The following is an 18616-nucleotide window of genomic DNA, read 5'->3' on the forward strand; positions in this document are numbered from 1 at the left end:
AAATCCTTCGCTGATTTTTTACTATTATACTATTTTCTGACGATATCTGTACACTTGACTTTAACATTATGATAAGGTTTACAATAAGAACAAGTTAGCGAAAATAAAGGAGGTTAATTTGTGAGAAGTTATGAAAACAAGCAGGAATTAATCCATGAAATCAAAACTCGCTTTGAAAAATATGATAGTGAATTCGACCAAATTCCAGAAGTATTAAAAGATCAACGGATCGAAGAAGTGGACAAGACTCCTTCAGAAAATTTATCTTATCAGCTCGGTTGGGTGAATTTGCTTCTTCAATGGGAAAAAGATGAACAAGCAGGAAAAATAGTGGAAACACCAGCAACAGGTTATAAATGGAATAATTTAGGTGGTTTGTATCAGTCGTTTTATGAAAAATATGGTAGTTACAGCTTGGGCAAACAAAGAGCGATGTTAAGAGAAACGGTTAATGAATTGTGTGATTGGGTTGCTACCTTGTCTGACATAGAATTGTTTGAAGCAGGACAAAGAAATTGGGCAACTACTAAAGCAATGTGGCCGGTCTATAAATGGGTTCATATCAATACGGTTGCACCGTTTACGAATTTTCGGACTAAAATCAGGAAGTGGAAGAAGCTTGCGGAAGTCAAATAATTAAAAAAATAAAGAGGCTGAGACAAAAGCGTTTAGCTCCGAGAACCGGGTAGGTACTGTGCAACATCAACTCGGTTCTCGTTGTGTTTTACAGCAATAAGAAGGGATTCACGAAAATTGCCAAGAATCACCATGAGCTTGCGAATGGATGATGACTGGTACCTACTCGGTGGCTCTTCAAATTTTTGTGAATTTCGGCTTATTTCCGAAGCCTTCAATTCTTAGAGCTTAAGCTCTTAGAAATTGATGTGATCGGAACGAAGTGGAGTAGCTGCTTTTTTCTCGCCGTTTATTCGGGTCTAGTGAGTGAAACAAAACTGATCTTTAGTTTTGTCGATTACGTTTAATAATTATTCTGTATCTCTAAATGTGCTGTATCATACAACACACGAGCATGATTTTCTTTAATCATTTTCTTTTCTAATAGATTTCCAGTTCTTTTATCAATACATTTTCTGAAAATTTGACCGTTGCGAAATACTTGGTCATTTTCTTTGGAAAAATATTCATTTTCAGCGCGAATATGATAGCTATAAAGCTGTTCATTATCTGAGCGGAGCTCGCCATTAAGGTGAGTTTCGCTAACAGAAATAATTAACTGATAAGTATTTTCCGTATTATTTTTGAACCGATAATCAAGATAGTTATAAACGATGGATGTTCCTGTTCCAAAAGGAATTTTACGACCGAAATCAGGGAAAAGATCCAATCCGTCGTGGTGGTGATGCTCTATAATTTCTAATGGTGAATGTAAAATAATCCAATGAATCAAATTCGTGAATTGACATAGACCTCCGCCAAGCCCAGGCCGTACTGAATCGTTAAAAATTGTCACCCCATTTTTATAACCTTCTTTTGCAGAGCATTTACCAACTAGATGCCAGAATGAGAAGGTTTCATTAGGTTTAATTAAAATATTTGAAACTTTAGGCGCAGCTAATCGCAGATTGGTAGCTTTATTTTCCTGTAATGTTAGGTCGGTATTGCCTAGTTGTCTACGGATCAATGAAGTATGTTTGTAAACGGATACAGGTAGATATGAAGCTTGCTTAGATTGAGAAAGCTGCTCTCGTTGAATAAAATCTTGCAGTTTTCGCTGTAGAATATTCTTTTTAACGGAGATTTCATAAGTGAGTGGTGATAGTTCGCTAAATAATTTCCTTTTCATTTTTCTATAACTCCAATTCCATTCTTTTTATAACGATATAGTAACATAAAAGTATTGAAAATGAAATGAAAATGTAATATAAAGTTTGTTTAGTGTCTAGACAAAGTGAGTTAAAAAAAAAAACGATGAACCAGCATGATTAGGAAAGCTAGGTTCATCGTTTATTTTTTAATTATTTATCAATGCTTCAAAAGTCAATTCTGTCATAGACCTTACTTGAAGATCAGCGCCTTTTAATTCTTCTGTTGCTGAAATTCCTACAGCATACATTCCTGCGGCTTTAATACCTTCAATACCTGCTTGTGCATCCTCAAAACCAATGGCATCTTTTGGATCAACATTGATACTTTTGGCAGCTTTTATAAAAATTTCCGGATCAGGTTTGCCTTTTTTTAAACTTTCCGGATCAACGATATGTCCAAAGAAATCAAGGACACCGAGTTTTTCTAGAATCATTGGGGCATTTTTAGAAGCTGAAGCAATAGAGCAAGGGATTTGCTGTTTTTTTGCTTGAACCAAGAAATCATGAACACCTGGAAGTAGATCTTTTTCGGAAAGATTTGCTAAAAGTTTTACGTACTCATCATTTTTCTTTTGTGCTAATTCTTCCTTCTCTGCTAAGGAAAAATCATTTTCTCTTTGACCATAAGCCAAAATTTTATCCAGTGAATCCATACGGCTGATGCCTTTTAATGTTTCGTTGAATTGTTCGTCAATCGTGATTCCCAGACTACTTGCTAGATCTTTCCATGCAATGTAATGGAATTTTGCTGTATCAGTAATGACACCGTCTAGGTCAAATACAAAGCCTTTTTTCATCGTTATTCTCCTAACTGATTTTTGTAGATAATTGTCTGTTCTTCATTTGCTTTTAGTTGATAAGGATGTTCTTTAATAGTAATAGTAGCATCCTGACTTGCACGGATTTGAACAGTATTTTTAGAAATAGTCAACGTGTATTGAATTCCTTTATGCTCAAGATTAAAGTGAATATCTTGCCAATATTTCGGTATATTTGGGTGAATCGCTAAAATGTTTTCTTTAATATCAATACCTGCATAAGTCGTTAAGGTAACGTAAATAGTTGCTGCCATAACACCTGTATGAATACCTTCAGCGGTTGTTCCACCTTGAATATCTTGATAGTCAGAATGCAGTGCTTCTTGATACAATTTCCAAGATAAATCATGGAAACCAACTTCTTCTGCCAGCTGAGCGTGAACGATTCTTGAAAGAGTTGAGCCATGAGAGGTTCGGTTTAAATAGTACAATAGATTTTTTTCAAGATAATCAACAGGTAGATCATAGTTTAAATCTGCCAAAATTTCATCGATCTTTCCTTTGTTTAGGTTATAGAAAAGCATCAAGGTATCTGCTTGTTTGGCTACTTTGTAGTCATCTGGTGATTGACCTTCTGCTTTTAAAATCCGATCCATGCGGTAAATATTGCCATATTTTTCTTTGGCTTGTTCCCAATCAATCTCTTTCAAATCAAAATAGCCTTCATATTGCGCGATAATACCATCTTCATTGATTTCGATCGCTAAAAGATTACGGATTTCCGCCATTTTTTCTAGATTTTCTGGTGTAATACCAGTTTTATTAAATAATTTGGCTTGTTCTTGCGTATTTAGTAATGAGAGGATTGTTTCTAATTCTTCAAATAACCAAACGACCATTAAGTTGGTATAGGCATTATTTTTCAAGCCGCTTTCAGTACTATTAGGATAGGCTTCATGAAATTCATCTGGTCCCATAACTTTATCAATAAAATAGCGTTTAGTAGCTTCATTATAAGTTGCAGCACTGCGCCAAAAATTAGCGATTTCTAAGAGCATTTCTGCGCCATATTCTTTGATGAATTGATCGTCACCAGAGCTATTCCAGTAGATCCAAATATTATAAGCAATCGCCAGAGAAACATGACGTTGTAGAATACTATGGTCTTCACCCCACTCGCCATTTAGTGGATTTAAGTGCAGTTTCTGTGTATCTTCACTGCCGTCGAGACCAGATTGCCACGGATACATTGCGCCTTCATAATTGCTTTCCTTAGCATTTTCTTTGGCTTTGTCTAAACGATTATAACGGTACATTAATAGCTGTTTGGCTGTTTCTGGGAAATGGAGGATATAAAATGGCAAAATAAAGATTTCATCCCAGAATATATGACCACGATAAGCTTCACCGTGCAAGCCGCGGGCAGTTACGGATACATCAAGTTCATTATTATTGGTTGGTGATGCCGAAACAAGTAAGTGATAAGTATGGATACGTAACAATTTTTGGGACATTAAGTCGCCAGAAATCTGAATATCTGATTTTTCCCAAAGTGCTGACCAAGCTTGTTGACTTTCTGCAAATTCATCATCAAAAGAAGCTGCTTCTGGAAGTAGGCTTTTCCAATTAGAAGTAGCGATAGATGCCTTCACTTTGACCTGTTTTTCAATAGTGTAGGAAGTGTCTTGCTCAGCAAAAAAAGTCACAGTTTGCTCAATAATCTCTTTAGATAGTACGTTTTCAATAGCAGCTGAGGTGAAAAAATCGCCAGTAATGGTTGCTGTTTGCTGAACATTTATTTTTGAATGATTCGTTTGAACCTGAATTAAAGTTTGATTTTTTTCTGCTTCAAGTTGAGTAACATGGAAATGTTTAGCTGTTAAATTGCGGTATCTTTCCACATTAAAGTTGAAAACAGAACCGTCAGTTATTGTTTTAACGGTAATCTTTTTAGAGAAGTTTAATGGTTTGAATGAGTATTTGATACTGTAATTATTCATTTTGGCCATATTAACAATTTTTTTGGCAGTTATTTTTATTTGATGCTGATGTTCATCTTCAATAATCATCTGAGAAGTAAACAATCCAGTTTTTAAATCCAAATTTCTGTGTAAGTAGTGTAGGGTTGATTTCTCTACTGTTAGCCATTCATTCGTTCCTTCAACTTGCAGACTGATATATTGATTGTTTGGTGTATTGACAAAATCTTCGTTTTCCACAATTTGTCCAGCAATTTCTGATTGTTCTTCGTTATAAAGTCCGGCAATATAAGTGGCTGGATAGTTTTCTTTAGATAAGGTCATTTCAGGAACGGTTCCGCGCAAACCCATAAAACCGTTACCAATCGTTAACAGTGATTCAACCGAATATTCTTCTTTTCCAGGAGTATAACCGTAATAGTCTAGATTCCAAGTAAGTTGTTCTCTTTTTTTATCAAAAGCAGATGTTAGATCTTGGGCTATATCAGCTTCAGACCTTGTAAGGATGGGGATATTTAATGCTTCAGAAAAATGTTTGACTAGATTGTCCAGACCAGCATTCAGAGGCGTAGTTTTTTGATTTTCTGAGTAAAAACTAGTTGAAACTGGATTAAATACACCACCAATTACGGTAGTAAACTGTTCTTTAATCTGTTCAATTAGTTGGTCAGCAGTTTCAGGAAAATTAAAATCAGTGAACGAGAAAGATTGTTCAGATAGAGTTTGTTGTTGCGTCTGTTCGCAAACCTCTAATGTATTTGAAGTAAGGGTAAATAGTAAAAATTTCATGGTAGAGTCTCCTTGCAATAGTTATTTTTTGCAACTTGTATAGACATGTTAGTGATTTCATTATAGTATGGAATGCTTGTAAATACAAGTGGGATGATAGAAAAGGATTGACTAAAGTTCCTCGTTTAGTTAGGAAGAATGCTATTTTTTTAAGAGAGAGTGTGCTATCATTTTCTTTGAGAATCCTAAGGTGGAGGGGTAAAAGTGAATAAATTTCATGATATATTTTTGGAATTAGAAAAAGGGATTTTAGAAGGTGAATATCAGCCTGGGACATTATTGCCAAGTGAAAATCAATTGGTTGAGCGCTATTCAGTTTCTAGGGAAACAATTCGCAAAGCTTTGAATCTACTGATAAATGCTGGCTATATTCAGAAGAAACAAGGTAAAGGTTCGATTGTTTTAAATGTTCGGAAATTTGATTTGCCGATTTCTGGGGTAATTAGTTATAAAGAATTACAAAATGCTCAGCAAATCCATAGCGTAACGAAAGTAGTTGAACTAAAGGAAGAAAAAGTTAGTGAATCATTAGCACGTCTGACTGGTTGGAAGAAAGACGATGCTGTGTGGCGATTAGTTCGACAAAGGGAAATTGACGGTGAAGTGGTTATTGTAGATATTGATTATCTGTTGAAAGAAATCATCCAAGATTTGCCGAAAGAGCGGGCAGCAGATTCAATCTATGATTATTTTGAAAACGATTTAGGTTTAGCGATTAGCTATGCGCAAAAAGAAATTACGGTTGAAGCAGTGACGGAAGAAGATCAAAAATTAATGGATATTTCAGATGACACTCATGTAGTTGTTGTTCGCAGTGTGGTCAATTTAGAGGATACACGTTGTTTTGAATACACAGAATCTAGACATAGATTGGATAAATTTAAGTTTGTAGATTTTGCGAGACGAAGGAAAGCCTGATTCAAAATGGCGTAAGCAGGGAGTTGAACAAGTGTGTATGTTGGTTTCATTTATTTTATTGTCATTATTTTAGCGAATACGGTTGGGGCGATTTCTGGAATGGGTGGCGGAGTAATTATTAAGCCAGTTATGGACACACTTCATTTTCATCCATTAGCAGCCATTTCTTTTTACTCAAGTGTAGCAGTTTTTACGATGTCAATTGTATCTACCTTAAGGCAAATGAAAAACGGTTTGAAATTAAAAATTCCAGTTGCTATATTTGTTTCTTTGGGATCGGTGGTTGGTGGAATTATAGGAAATACAACATTTGATGAGTTACTCAAGCTACTTTCAGATGAAAAATACGTTCAGACCATTCAAATTATTTTGACCTTGATTACATTGCTATTTGCTTTTTTCTATACGAAATTTGGCGAATCAAGGTCGTATAATTTATCCCATCCGTTATGGTATGTGATGGTTGGTTTATTTTTAGGATTCATCTCCACGCTGTTGGGGATTGGCGGCGGTCCAATTAATGTGGCATTGTTGATGTTGTGTTTTGGTATACCGATTAAAGAAGCTACCGTTTACTCGATTATCACGATTTTCTTTTCGCAAGCAGCTAAATTGGTGACGATTGCTCAAACAACTGGTTTTAGCGGATTCGATTTAGCCATTTTATTTTACGTGATTCCAGCAGCGATTATAGGCGGTTTTGTGGGAGCTTTAATTAGCGGAAAAGTTTCTGCTGATCGAGTGACTCAAATTTATCAAGTCGTAATTCTATTAGTATTATTGCTTAATATTTGGAATGGGATACAACTATTTATTTAAACATACAAGGCTGAGCTAGAACGGATTATTCGTTTTTCTTAGTCTTATTTTTATTGCAATGTACGTATAGAATGTTACCTGATTTATGATACAATCAAAAAGGGATCAATCTAAACAAAAAGGAGAAATAAGATGAGAAAGATGATTTATGGTAGTTTAATGGTTATGTTAAGTGTATTAGTTGTTGGATGTGCTTCAAGTACAGCGGAGAACATCGAAATTAATGATGATAAGGTTCCATCGATTTACTCTGTAATTGGAGAGAAAAAAATTGTTGGGACAAATAGCGAGGTTGAAAATAAAGTTCGCAAAACAACATTGACGTACAAAGCTGGCAGTATTAGTGAAAAAGAAATGCAAGAGTACATTGATTATCTGCGTGAAACAGAAAATTACGTATATACATTAGACACAAAACAATCAACAGAGGGAACAATGCTTCAATTAGGTAAAGAATCTGTGACGAGTGGTAAAATCATACTAGTTGATGTGTTATATCCGGCAATGGCTAGTGAAAGTGTGAAAATAATGTACCGCTCAGGCGAGGGATCATTAAAAATAAACGAATAAATAGTCGTGGAGGTTGTTTATGGACTATCATGTTAAGAAATTTTCAGAGCTAACAACAAAAGAGCTTTTTGATATTGCTAAATTACGTATTAAGGTTTTTGTGGTGGAGCAAAACTGTGCTTATCAAGAATTAGATGAGTTAGATGAACAAGCGTGGCATACATGGTTACAGGAGGATAATGAAATTGTCGGTTATACAAGGATTATTGATAAAGGCGAAACGGTAACCTTTGGCAGAGTCTTAGTGAATCCTGATTATCGCAGAAAAAATTTAGGGAAAAAGCTTTTAGAAGAAACCTTGAATGTGATAGCTGGAAATTATCTGGATCGTCCAATTATAATTAGTGCTCAAGCACATTTAACAGAATTTTATGGTGCATTTGGATTTAAACAAACTTCCGACATATATCTGGAAGATGATATTCCTCATATCCAGATGAGAAAATAAGAAAAGCCTTGCGAATTAGCTATCTTAGCTTACGTCGCAAGGCTTTTTATATACTATTATACAGGTTTGTCGGTGTTGTTTTTGCCGGATTTATCAGCATTTTGAGCAGCCAATAAGTCACGGATTTGTTCAAGATAATCGTCAGTTGTAGGAGCTGCAGGTGCAGTTTCTTCTTCAACTTTTTTGCGAGCTTGCATTTTGTTGACTGCTTTTACAACTAAGAATAAGACAAATGCAGTAATTAAAAAAGTAATAATAGCACTAATCACATCACCGATCTTAAATGGCACACCTTTAACTGAAAAGACCAATGCACCTAATGCATCGTCAGCACTTTGTTTTCCTGTTGTTAATACAAAAACTAAGCTAACTAACGGTGTAATCAATCCGTCAACAACTTTAGTAACAATCGCAGTAAAAGCAGACCCAATCACGACCCCAACGGCTAAATCAAGCACGCTGCCACGCATAATAAATTCTTTAAATTCTTTTATCATAAATATCTCCTCCTTTTCTCAAATTCAGTATACAGAAAAAATGAAAAATTTTACAATGATAGACTCTTAGATAAAGGAAAGACCGCTTAGCTGTGCTATAATTAAATAGATGCAGAAAAATCTTAAAAATATATTTAAAAGTGCCCAGATGATTGTATTTCATGCTAGGCTTTATTATGATAAAACACACAGAGGAGCTGACAAAATGCCGATTGCATTAGCACAAGGAGTCAACTTACACGTTGTTCCAACCGAAAAATATAAAACTGTGCGTATTTTGGTTCGTTTTAATACGCGTTTAACTAGAGAAACTATTACGAAACGGACATTTTTATCCAGCTTATTAGAAACGAATAGTTTGAATTATCCTGACCAAGTTAAATTAAGCGAGCAACTAGCCCAATTATATGGTGCGAGCTTTGGCATTAATGTAAATAAGAAAGGTAACTTGCACTGGCTCAACCTATCAATGAATTTAGTGAACGATAGATATTTAGAAAATAGTCATGTTTTGGCAGACGCAGTTGATTTTGTGAAAGAGATTCTTTTTTATCCTAATATTATTGATGGGAAATTCGAAGAAGAAACGTTCCAGCGTGAAAAAGAAAACCTAAATGCATATTACGAAAGTGTCTCAGAAGATAAGCAAGCCTATTCTTCTTTAGCGCTACAAAATCTGTATTTTAGCCAATCTGAAGATCAAAGAATTCCAAGTTTTGGAACAATCGAAGATCTGAAAAAGGAAACGCCTGAAAGTATTGCGGCTTACTATCAACAAATGATCCAAAAAGATCAAGTCGATATTTTTGTCCTAGGTGATGTAGAGGAACCTGTTGTTGCAGAATTATTCCGTGCACTGCCGTTTACTGATCGAGCTGCTGGAGTTGCGGATATTTTTTATGCCCAACCTTCGAGAAATGTCATCGAAGAGCGCTCAGAACAAGAACCCTTGGCGCAATCCAAGCTGAATTTGGGTTATCATACGGATGTTTATTATGGTGATGAAAATTATTTTGCGATGCAAATATTTAACGGCGTATTTGGCGGATTTCCACATTCTAAATTATTTATGAATGTTCGTGAGAAAGAAAATTTAGCCTACTATGCTTCTAGCAGTATTGATACATTCCGTGGTCTATTAACGGTACAAACGGGAATTGACGGGGAAAATCGCAATCAAGTTTTACATTTAATCGCGGCAGAATTAGAAAATATCCGTCAAGGAAATGTAACAGACTTAGAAATTCAACAAACGAAAGCAATGTTGAAAAATCAGTATCTACTTTCATTAGATAATGCTAGTGCTGTTTTAGAAAACAGATACTTGGACGACTTAATTCCTCACCTTCGTCTAAAAGATGATGAATGGCTTCGCCGTATGGAAGCAGTGACATTAGCTGACGTTCAGCGCGTAGCAAAATTAGTCCAACTACAAGCTATTTTCTTTTTGGAAGGAGAAAAAATTGATGAATAAGAAAGAATACCAACAAATCAACGAAGTTCTCTATACAGAAGTCTTGGAAAATGGTTTAACAGTTTATTTGCTGCCGAAAAAAGACTATAACAAAACATATGGCTTATTCACAACTAATTATGGTTCGATCGATAATGAATTTGTTCCGCTGGGGCAAGAAGAATTTGTTAAAGTACCAGATGGCATCGCTCATTTTTTAGAGCATAAAATGTTTGAAAAAGAAGACGGTGATGTTTTCCAACAATTTGGTAGACAAGGTGCTTCTGCTAACGCTTTTACTAGTTTTACTAAAACCAGCTATTTATTTTCCACAACAGATCAAGTTGAGACTAATTTAGAAACACTATTGAATTTTGTTCAAGATCCGTATTTTACTAAGGAAACTGTGGATAAAGAAAAAGGCATTATTGGTCAAGAAATCCAAATGTATTTAGATGATGCTAATTGGCGTTTGTTCTTTGGCACATTAGGGAATATGTATCCGAAACACCCGCTTCATATTGATATTGCAGGAACTGTAGCAAGTATTAATGAGATTACCGCAGAAGATTTGTACACTTGTTATAATACATTTTATCATCCGAGCAACATGACTTTATTTGTTGTTGGGAAAATGGACCCAGAAGAGATGATGGCATTTATTCGTGAAAATCAAGCAGCTAAAACATTTGCAAAAGCAAAACCAATCAAACGTCATTTTCCGAAAGAAACAGCAGCTGACATTGTCAAAGAAAGTTCAATTGAAATGGCAATCAGCCGTCCCAAAGTGATTGTTGGCTTAAAAGGTTTAGATGAAGTACCGACAGATGGAAAAGCATTGCTAAAATATAAAACGACGGCGAATTTGTTATTCCAATTATTGTTTGGTAACACCTCACAAAACTATTTAAACCTGTATAACGAAGGTCTATTGGATGATAGCTTCGGGTATGAATTTAGTTTAGATCGTAGTTTCCATTTTGCTGATTTTGGCGGAGATAGCGATCAGCCGGAACAATTAGCTGAACGAATTGAAGCAATCCTTTTCTCTGCTTCTGGTAGTAGTGAAGTAACAGAAGAGAATTTGTCATTGTTGAAGAAAAAAATGATCGGAAAATATTTCCAATCACTAAATTCATTAGAATACATTGCAAATCAATTTTCACAATCCTTATATGGGGAAGCGACACTGTTCGATACACCAGAAGTAATTGAGAGTATTCAATTGTCTGACGTTCAAACGTTTGCCCAAACATTTATCAAAGAGGATGGAGTTAGTCGTTTCTATATGTATCCTAAGAAATAGCGTAGAAAATTGTTTTGATATTTAGTCAAAAACTTTCAAAAATGTTATCCTCAGCAGCATTTTTTTGTGGTATCCTTATAGAGTTAGAGCAGAGAATAACGTCGGATTTTTGTTTACATTAATTCGCTATAATAGAAATTAAAGCAGGTAAATGGATAAATTAAAGAGACTGGAGAAGATGGACGAGTGGCCAGCGTAGATATAGGGAAAAAGTTAAGAGATGCACGACTGCAGCAAAATATGTCTTTGGACGAGCTGCAGCAAATTACGAAAACACAAAAACGCTATTTAATAGCAATTGAAGAAAATGATTTTGATTCTATGCCGGGAACCTTTTATGTGCGGGCATTTATACGTCAGTATGCTAACGCAGTGGGCTTGGATGGAAATGAATTAGTAGATATTTATGATGGAAAAGATGAGCCGGAAGATATCGAATCAGCAATTCAATATGAAACGCTGGATGAGTCTCGGACCCAAATGTACGATGAAAATAGTCAGACAAAACGCTTTATGCGCAGCTTGCCGGCAATTATTTTTTCTTTAATTGGATTGGCTATAGCAATTGTTGTTTTTTATATTACTTGGCAAGATCGTCAATCGAGTCCAATGATTCAAGTTCCAGATTCAGAGGTAATCAGAGAAACTTCTACTGAACCAAGTAGTGAATCATCAACTCAAATATCATCAAGTACTACTGAGCCTTCAACAACAACGACGTCATCTGCACCTCAAGTGCCGACAGAAGTTAAATTTGAAAGTGAATCAGGAACGACAGTAAACATGAGCGCAACTAATGTTGTATCTCCTGCTAAACTTGAGTTTTCTGCTGTAACTGGACCGTGTTGGGTTGGTGTTTATATTGCAACTGCTGCAAATAGTGACAATGGCTATTTTTATCAAAAAACCATTCAGCCGGGAGATCCTCAATCTGTTGAAATTCCAGCAGGAACGACACAAATTGTGATAAGCTTAGGTGCTTCTGAATATATGGAATTTAAAGTGAATGGACAAAATGCAGCCTTTAATCCGAACAACACTGGGATTGGTCCAAGAAATATAAACATGTCGTTAGCTTATACACAAACAGAACAAACTGAGCAAACACAGCAACCACAATAAATTGAATGTAGTTATTCACAAATAGAAATGGGCGGGAAAAATCTGCGGTACTGCATTTTTTCCCGCTCATTTCTTAAAAGTTGACGAAGTGAGTATCTTAAACTGTGATGAAAGAAGGCATCTTTTTTCGTGACAGGCTCTATAAGATAACGTAAAATAAGGAAGAGAAGAGAGGGGTAATAAACATTGAATTTACCAAATAAATTAACAGTACTTAGAATTTTTATGATTCCAATTTTTATTATTGTTGTAAGTATTCCAATGGATTGGGGAACAATCACATTTGCAGGCACATCACTAGCCGTTACACAGTTGGTTGGCGCCATTATTTTTGCAGTAGCGAGTATTACAGACTGGCTAGATGGGAAAATTGCTAGAGCACGCGGATTAGTCACTAACTTTGGTAAATTTGCTGATCCATTAGCAGATAAAATGTTGGTTATGACAGCCTTTATCGTATTAGTAGGACAACATAAAGCACCTGCTTGGGTGGTCGCAATTATTGTCTGTAGAGAATTAGCGGTAACAGGTTTGCGTCTGTTATTGGTTGAAGGCGGCGAAGTAATGGCTGCAGCTTGGCCAGGAAAAGTAAAAACAGCAACCCAAATGGTCGCGATTATCTTATTATTTATTAATAATATTCCATTTACAGCAATCGGGTTACCAGTAGACTTAATTATGCTTTACGTTTGTCTATTGTTTACCATTTATTCAGGTGTTGATTACTTTGTAAAAAATGCAGACGTGTTTAAAGGTTCAATGTAGAAATACAAAATAAAAACGAACTCCTTTTTGGCTCAATGTTGTGAGACCGAAAAGGAGTTCATTTTTTTATGAAATAACTTTTGATTAAAGCTTTTAAATCCAAGGACCATTAACAAAAGTATAAATAGATAAACCAATTCCAATTAGGAGCAAAACAATCCCTAGTTTAAATGCAGGACTAGATTTTTGAGATCGCCCACGTCTAACTGCTCTGCTTTGGATTAATTTCGCCACTGCCATAAGCAACAGACCTAAAATAACAAGTAGTCCATTAATAAAGAACGCAGTCATACTGCTACTGTTTTTATTAGTTAAGATAGATATATTTTTCTGTGGTTGGGATTCAATAATTTTTTCTGGTTCATAACCAACACTAGGTGCTGCAATCGTAGGTGCAACTTGTGCTAAACCATTATCTAAGGATAGTTTATTAGCAGCTAGCGTAAAGGCTGGTTCAGTATTTTTTTGAATTAAACCATAAAAATCTTGATCTAAAATAATTTTTTCATTATTTATCGTATTATTACCTTGAGAGAGTAATTTTTTATACTCATAGGTGGCAAAAGCCTGATCGAAGATAGCATTGCCAAAGGCGTGACGTTGAAATTCACCTTGTTGATCTTGCCAATCACCAACACCTAAGACCACTTCAATTAAGCGCGTTTCCCCACGTTTAGCTGTGGCAGCATAGTTGAAACCACCAGTAGGACTGGAACCTGTTTTTAACCCATCTGCACCTTCATAACCATAAGCTAGACCCGGTAATGAATAATTATGATTTTCCAAAATTTCTGCATAGGGCGTATTTTCCATAATCGTGATTTGAGTTGGCGCTGTATAAGTTAATGTATCAGGATAATTTTTTAAGAGAAAATAAGATAAAATAGCTAGATCTCGCGCAGTTGTAACGTTATCTGCTGTAGGATCGATACCTTGCGGATTGTAGTAGCCATTAAAGGCACTTGATTCAGCACCACTCGAATTATAGAAAGTCGAATTTGTCATGCCAAGCTCTTTCGCTTTATCGTTCATCATATGAATGAATTTTGCTTCGTCATTAGCAGTAACTAAATTTGCCAACATAACCGTTGCTACATTAGATGATTGAACTAGTGTAGCATAAAGCAAATCACGTACAGGATAATCCACTCCAGCTACAATTACATTGTTACTAAGTTCGTAGATTTGAGAAATAGCTTGATCACTTTCTGTTGCTTTAACAATAGTGTCTAGCGTAAATTTACCTTGAGACATTGCTTCAAAAACAAGATAGGCAGACATTAGTTTGGCGATACTCGCAGGATTCCATGCTAAATCCGGATTATCTTCCCAAAGAACTTGACCAGTTGCAGCATCAATAACAATAGAAGCTTTGGGTTTATAAAATTCACTGGTCTGATAGCCGGCATTTTGAGTGACAGTTAGAATATCTTCCTGTGCATAAACAGTTGAAACAGAAAAAATGCTAGAGAAATAGCTTATAAACAGGAGTAACGAACAGATTTTTAATAGTAAATTTCTTATCTTCATGCAAACATCCTTTATAATTAATCAGGTTCTTCTAATAGAGTGCGAATATTTTTAAAAGCTGCTCTGTTAGGATAGTGAATCATTTCTTCTTTTACTTCTTCCCAATGTGGGCCGAAAACGTGATCTACTCTTCCTTGTTCATCGAATGTTAGGATTAATTTTTCTTCGTTTTCACTATCTTGATCGGAAACGATAAATTTAATGCTGGGTTCTTTCACTAAATATAGAAAGCCTTTTTTCAAATTCCCAGAGGTTGGTTCATTCAAATTATTTTCTATAACTTTTTTCACATTTTCAGAAAGGTAGTCGCTATATTGTAACAGATTTTCTTGTTTCTTGTCTGAAAATAGGAATTTTTTAATAAAAATATAGGTGGAACTTTCTGGGTTGATTAGTGTAGATTGCTGTAATTGTTGAAACTGATCCTCTGGTAATGATTGCCAGTCATTTCCGTAAACAGCTTCGAGTGAAGAATCACTATAAGTTGCTTTTAGAATGCAAAGTAACTCATCATTATTATAAATAGCATGTATATTATCAGCATTGTTGATAGTATTTGACTCAAATTTAAAATTAGAATCATCATTATATTTAGCAGTATCTTTATCAACATATTCTTGCAAGAGTTCCTTAACGCTATAGTTAGTAACGCATGTATCAATAAATAATTGCTTACCTTCAGGATCATTTGAAGCATAGAAGTAGTGGGCAAAACGTTCTGTCAATGTTCCTTCATAAAGCTCTTTTTTATCTTCAACCACGATTTCCTCTTCACTATCTTCCTCGTAAAAAGTTTGAGCTGTTTGAAAATCTGTGCTGTCGTATGTTTTTTGCTCAGATGAATTAGAGAATAGCATACTAATGTTAGATAGCAGTACAAAAAAAGCTACGATTGCTGGAAAGAAGAAAAGTTGTACAAGGGTTGTTAGCACAGGTCGCTCTTTTTTCTTACGCTCTTCTCTTCTAATTTTTCGAAACTCTTTTTTTTCTTGCTTAGATAAATGAGGATAAATTTTTTTGATTTGTTTTAGTAGTAAATTTCTTCTAGGACTATCTAATTGTTTCCAAAAGTTGAAAGCATAAGAATATTTTTGGGTTTTGATAAAGATCAACGAGAGCAGTAAGAAAAATAAATCATCAGAAATTGTTAGTTCTTCTTTATGCCAATTATCAAAGGCTTCTGTTTTGAGTTTTTCAGGAGCTTTATTTAGTAATTCATAATAAGTGTTTAAGAAAACAGTTGTTGGATTACTGTTCATAGATTTAGTTCGATCCAGTAAAATTTTGAAATGTGTTTTAGCTGCAGTTGTATTCAACAAGCCGTTTGTTGTATCCAATAAGTCAATCATCTGTAGATTCCAAAGTTCACTATCTTCAGAAAATAGTTCAGCACAGTCACTAATTTCTACACTAATATCCATATTATAAGATTTCCGATTAACAATTGCTTGGTAAATGTTATAGCGTAGGAAAAAATATCTTTTACGATTTTCTTTTGGAATTTTACTGGCAACTTGGAAAGAAAATGGTGGTACATTGTAAATATTGTTTTTTAAATAAATAAAATCGGTGGATATAAAACGCTCTTGTCCAATATGATCTGTTAATTCGAATAAATCAAAAGTTTGAAAAAGTGAACGAATGATATTTCTTGATAAACAAGGATAGTTTTCCACTAAAAATAATTGGATCGTGTATGAATTATTCATGTATTCATCAATTGACCAATGATTGATTGATGAAGTTAAATTTTTCCATCCGGATAAGTCATCAAAATAATCCTCAGTTGCTACTAGCTGGTGTAAATTTTCAGAAAATGAGTTTTCTTTTTGGAACGTATAGTCTAGAGAATCGGTACTATTAGTTGTATCGGAAATTATGACAGGTTCAATTTTATAATCATTATCAGGTTCAGTTTTACTAATTTTTGACAGATGTAGAGCTAGATCGAATGCTGTTTTAAGTTGCTGAAATTCTTCTGGTTGTTCATCAGGAAAAATTGTTTTTAATTTTGCGGCATAAGCACGTTTAATTGCCTTTTTATCTGATGTTTCTGCTATTTCTAAAATTTTCCAAGGATTCATAACCACAACCCTTTTTCAATTTCATTCAACTTTCGAGTAATTTCAACAGCTGTTCGTTTTGTCAATATTTCCTCTTGTTTTTCCAAGATATTGTTAAAATGAAAAAGCAGTGATTGAACTTGTTCACGTTGTTGCCCGGTTGTCTCGGCGTAGAATCTTTCCAAGCGAGCAAGTAATAAACGATTTTCAGCACGATCTTTTGGATGAACTTTTAAAGCATTTAGCTTTTGTAAACTATCGTACATTTGTTGTTCTGATAATTTTCCAGGTGAACTTTCAATAATTAGTTGTTCTGTACGCCCATTTTTGTCGGAAACTAAAACTTCGAGTAAACCATTAGCATCATAGGTAAAACGACAGTCAATCGGTGTATTTTCAGGAGCGGACGGAATGTGAATTTCCAGCTCACCGATTTTTAAATTGTTTTTGACCATCGGATTTTCTCCTTGGTAGATAGAAAAATTCACACAAGTTTGGTTGTCATAAATTGTATAAAAAGTCTTTATTTTACTGACAGGAACAGTCGTATTACGTTCGATGATTGGTGAGTAGATACCAGCCATATAACCATCACTTGTTCTACTGACAGTTTCAATTCCTAGTGTATACGCGCAAACATCCGTTAACATCAGTTCGCTGACCATAGAACGATCTTGCTTTAAGGCTGCTTGAATGCCAGCACCGTGTCCAACAGCTTCATCTGGGTTTATTTGTGTATAAGGAATAGTTTGTAGTAAACGAGAAAAATAGTTACGGACAATTGGATTTTTTGTCGCGCCTCCAATTAGAATAACTTGGTCAATATCCTTAATACTGATCTTTCCATCATTTAAGACGCGGCTGATTGGTTGTCTCATTTTAGCTAGAAGAGGTTCACATAAATCTTTGTATCGCTCTTGAGATAATTCGTATGAGTAGGTTTTGTTTTCCCATTCAAAATTAAAAGAAAAAGATTCTTGAGTAGCTATTGTGCGTTTTAATAGTTCTGCTTTTTGATATAAAACTGACTGTGCTGTAGCAGATAAAAGAGTGTCACTTAATTGATTTTTTTTCAAGCAATCTTTTACAATTACATGAGTGAAATCTTCACCGCCTAAATGATTATCTCCCGCAATCGCTTCTACTTGCATGATACCATCGAACATTTCCAATAATGATACGTCAAAAGTTCCGCCGCCTAAATCTACAACTAAAATTGATTGATCTGCTTCTTTATGAAATCCGTATGCGATTGCTGCTGCGGTAGGTTCACTGATTAGATTTTGGACAGTTAAACCAGCTAGTTTCGCAGCTTCAATTGTCGCTTCTCGTTGAACATTGTTGAAATAAGCTGGAACGCTAATTATGACTTTTTCACATGTTTGCTTTAAAAAATTTTCAGCGTCCTCTTTTAAACTACGTAAGATTAAAGAAGACAATTCTACAGGTGTAAATGAATGCCTGCCAAGAGTATATTGTTTATCTGTTCCCATAAAACGTTTGAAGGTTGCTGCGGTTAATTGAGGGTGACTAATTAGTCTTTCTTTAGCAATAGCCCCGATTAAAAGCTCCCCGTTATCATCTATACCAACTACAGATGGTGTCAGTGTTTGACCAAACTGATTTTTTATTAGTTGAACCGATGTGCCGTCCCAGAAAGATACCAGACTATTCGATGTTCCTAAATCAATCCTTATTATTTTCATATTTTCCCCTTTGTATTGAATTATCATATATTTTATATATAAAGTATAACATGTTTATTTTACGTGA

The 18616-nt window shown here is 35.0% G+C and carries 16 protein-coding genes; 9 read left to right on the forward strand and 7 right to left on the reverse strand.

All coding sequences use genetic code 11. The features are described from left to right. Positions 1 to 120 precede the first annotated feature (120 nt). On the forward strand, positions 121 to 636 hold the full coding sequence (locus C240_RS06960) for a ClbS/DfsB family four-helix bundle protein (protein WP_271493130.1): 516 nt from the start codon (positions 121 to 123) through the stop codon (positions 634 to 636). A 343-nt stretch (positions 637 to 979) separates the two neighbouring features. Here the strand turns inward: C240_RS06960 and C240_RS06965 are convergent, their stop codons facing one another. From C240_RS06965 to C240_RS06975, 3 genes are all read right to left on the reverse strand, one after another. Beyond that, on the reverse strand, positions 980 to 1804 hold the full coding sequence (locus C240_RS06965; protein ID WP_271493131.1) for a VanW family protein: 825 nt from the start codon (positions 1802 to 1804) through the stop codon (positions 980 to 982). 168 nt (positions 1805 to 1972) lie between these two features. Further along, complete coding sequence (pgmB, locus tag C240_RS06970; RefSeq protein ID WP_271493133.1) at positions 1973 to 2623, reverse strand: beta-phosphoglucomutase; 651 nt, start codon at positions 2621 to 2623, stop codon at positions 1973 to 1975. A 2-nt stretch (positions 2624 to 2625) separates the two neighbouring features. Then, positions 2626 to 5352 (reverse strand): glycoside hydrolase family 65 protein, encoded by a 2727-nt coding sequence (locus C240_RS06975; protein ID WP_271493135.1) that lies wholly within the window; start codon positions 5350 to 5352, stop codon positions 2626 to 2628. A 204-nt stretch (positions 5353 to 5556) separates the two neighbouring features. Here C240_RS06975 and treR point away from each other — a divergent pair, with 204 nt between their 5' ends. The 4 genes from treR to C240_RS06995 all read left to right on the forward strand — a co-directional run bounded on the left by treR (position 5557) and on the right by C240_RS06995 (position 8107). Beyond that, entirely contained in the window at positions 5557 to 6270 is a 714-nt protein-coding gene (treR, locus tag C240_RS06980) for a trehalose operon repressor (protein ID WP_271493137.1), read from the forward strand. 33 nt (positions 6271 to 6303) lie between these two features. Further along, positions 6304 to 7089 carry a sulfite exporter TauE/SafE family protein gene (locus C240_RS06985; RefSeq protein ID WP_271493139.1) on the forward strand — a complete coding sequence of 262 codons (786 nt, stop codon included), beginning with the start codon at positions 6304 to 6306 and terminating at the stop codon, positions 7087 to 7089. Positions 7090 to 7221: 132 nt separating this feature from the next. Next, positions 7222 to 7659: a hypothetical protein gene (locus C240_RS06990; RefSeq protein WP_271493141.1), complete on the forward strand. Its 438-nt coding sequence runs from the start codon at positions 7222 to 7224 to the stop codon at positions 7657 to 7659. 19 nt (positions 7660 to 7678) lie between these two features. Beyond that, complete coding sequence (locus tag C240_RS06995) at positions 7679 to 8107, forward strand: GNAT family N-acetyltransferase (RefSeq protein WP_271493143.1); 429 nt, start codon at positions 7679 to 7681, stop codon at positions 8105 to 8107. Between the two features lie 56 nt (positions 8108 to 8163). Here C240_RS06995 and mscL read toward each other — a convergent pair whose 3' ends face one another. Continuing rightward, positions 8164 to 8604 carry a large conductance mechanosensitive channel protein MscL gene (gene mscL / locus C240_RS07000; RefSeq protein WP_271493145.1) on the reverse strand — a complete coding sequence of 147 codons (441 nt, stop codon included), beginning with the start codon at positions 8602 to 8604 and terminating at the stop codon, positions 8164 to 8166. Positions 8605 to 8809: 205 nt separating this feature from the next. Here mscL and yfmF point away from each other — a divergent pair, with 205 nt between their 5' ends. The 4 genes from yfmF (at position 8810) to pgsA (ending at position 13250) form a co-directional block, all read left to right on the forward strand. Next, a complete protein-coding gene (gene yfmF, locus C240_RS07005; protein ID WP_271493147.1) occupies positions 8810 to 10078 on the forward strand; it encodes an EF-P 5-aminopentanol modification-associated protein YfmF in 1269 nt (422 codons plus the stop codon). Beyond that, complete coding sequence (gene yfmH, locus C240_RS07010) at positions 10071 to 11363, forward strand: EF-P 5-aminopentanol modification-associated protein YfmH (protein ID WP_271493149.1); 1293 nt, start codon at positions 10071 to 10073, stop codon at positions 11361 to 11363. Before yfmF ends, yfmH begins: the two co-directional genes overlap by 8 nt. Positions 11364 to 11549: 186 nt before the next feature. Next, positions 11550 to 12485, forward strand: a complete 936-nt coding sequence (locus tag C240_RS07015) for a helix-turn-helix domain-containing protein (RefSeq protein WP_271493151.1) — start codon at positions 11550 to 11552, stop codon at positions 12483 to 12485. Between the two features lie 186 nt (positions 12486 to 12671). Beyond that, positions 12672 to 13250: a CDP-diacylglycerol--glycerol-3-phosphate 3-phosphatidyltransferase gene (pgsA, locus tag C240_RS07020; protein ID WP_271493152.1), complete on the forward strand. Its 579-nt coding sequence runs from the start codon at positions 12672 to 12674 to the stop codon at positions 13248 to 13250. A gap of 93 nt (positions 13251 to 13343) precedes the next feature. Here the strand turns inward: pgsA and C240_RS07025 are convergent, their stop codons facing one another. Genes C240_RS07025 through C240_RS07035 form a run of 3 tightly spaced genes read right to left on the reverse strand, consistent with a single transcriptional unit; the run spans position 13344 to position 18549 of the window. Then, complete coding sequence (locus C240_RS07025; RefSeq protein WP_271493154.1) at positions 13344 to 14780, reverse strand: DUF1958 domain-containing protein; 1437 nt, start codon at positions 14778 to 14780, stop codon at positions 13344 to 13346. Between the two features lie 17 nt (positions 14781 to 14797). Beyond that, positions 14798 to 16864 carry a hypothetical protein gene (locus C240_RS07030; protein ID WP_271493156.1) on the reverse strand — a complete coding sequence of 689 codons (2067 nt, stop codon included), beginning with the start codon at positions 16862 to 16864 and terminating at the stop codon, positions 14798 to 14800. Then, complete coding sequence (locus C240_RS07035) at positions 16861 to 18549, reverse strand: Hsp70 family protein (RefSeq protein WP_271493158.1); 1689 nt, start codon at positions 18547 to 18549, stop codon at positions 16861 to 16863. Before C240_RS07035 ends, C240_RS07030 begins: the two co-directional genes overlap by 4 nt. Positions 18550 to 18616: the final 67 nt, after the last annotated feature.

Source organism: Enterococcus sp. 5H (assembly GCF_028128615.1).
Classification (GTDB): Bacteria; Bacillota; Bacilli; order Lactobacillales; family Enterococcaceae; genus Enterococcus_L.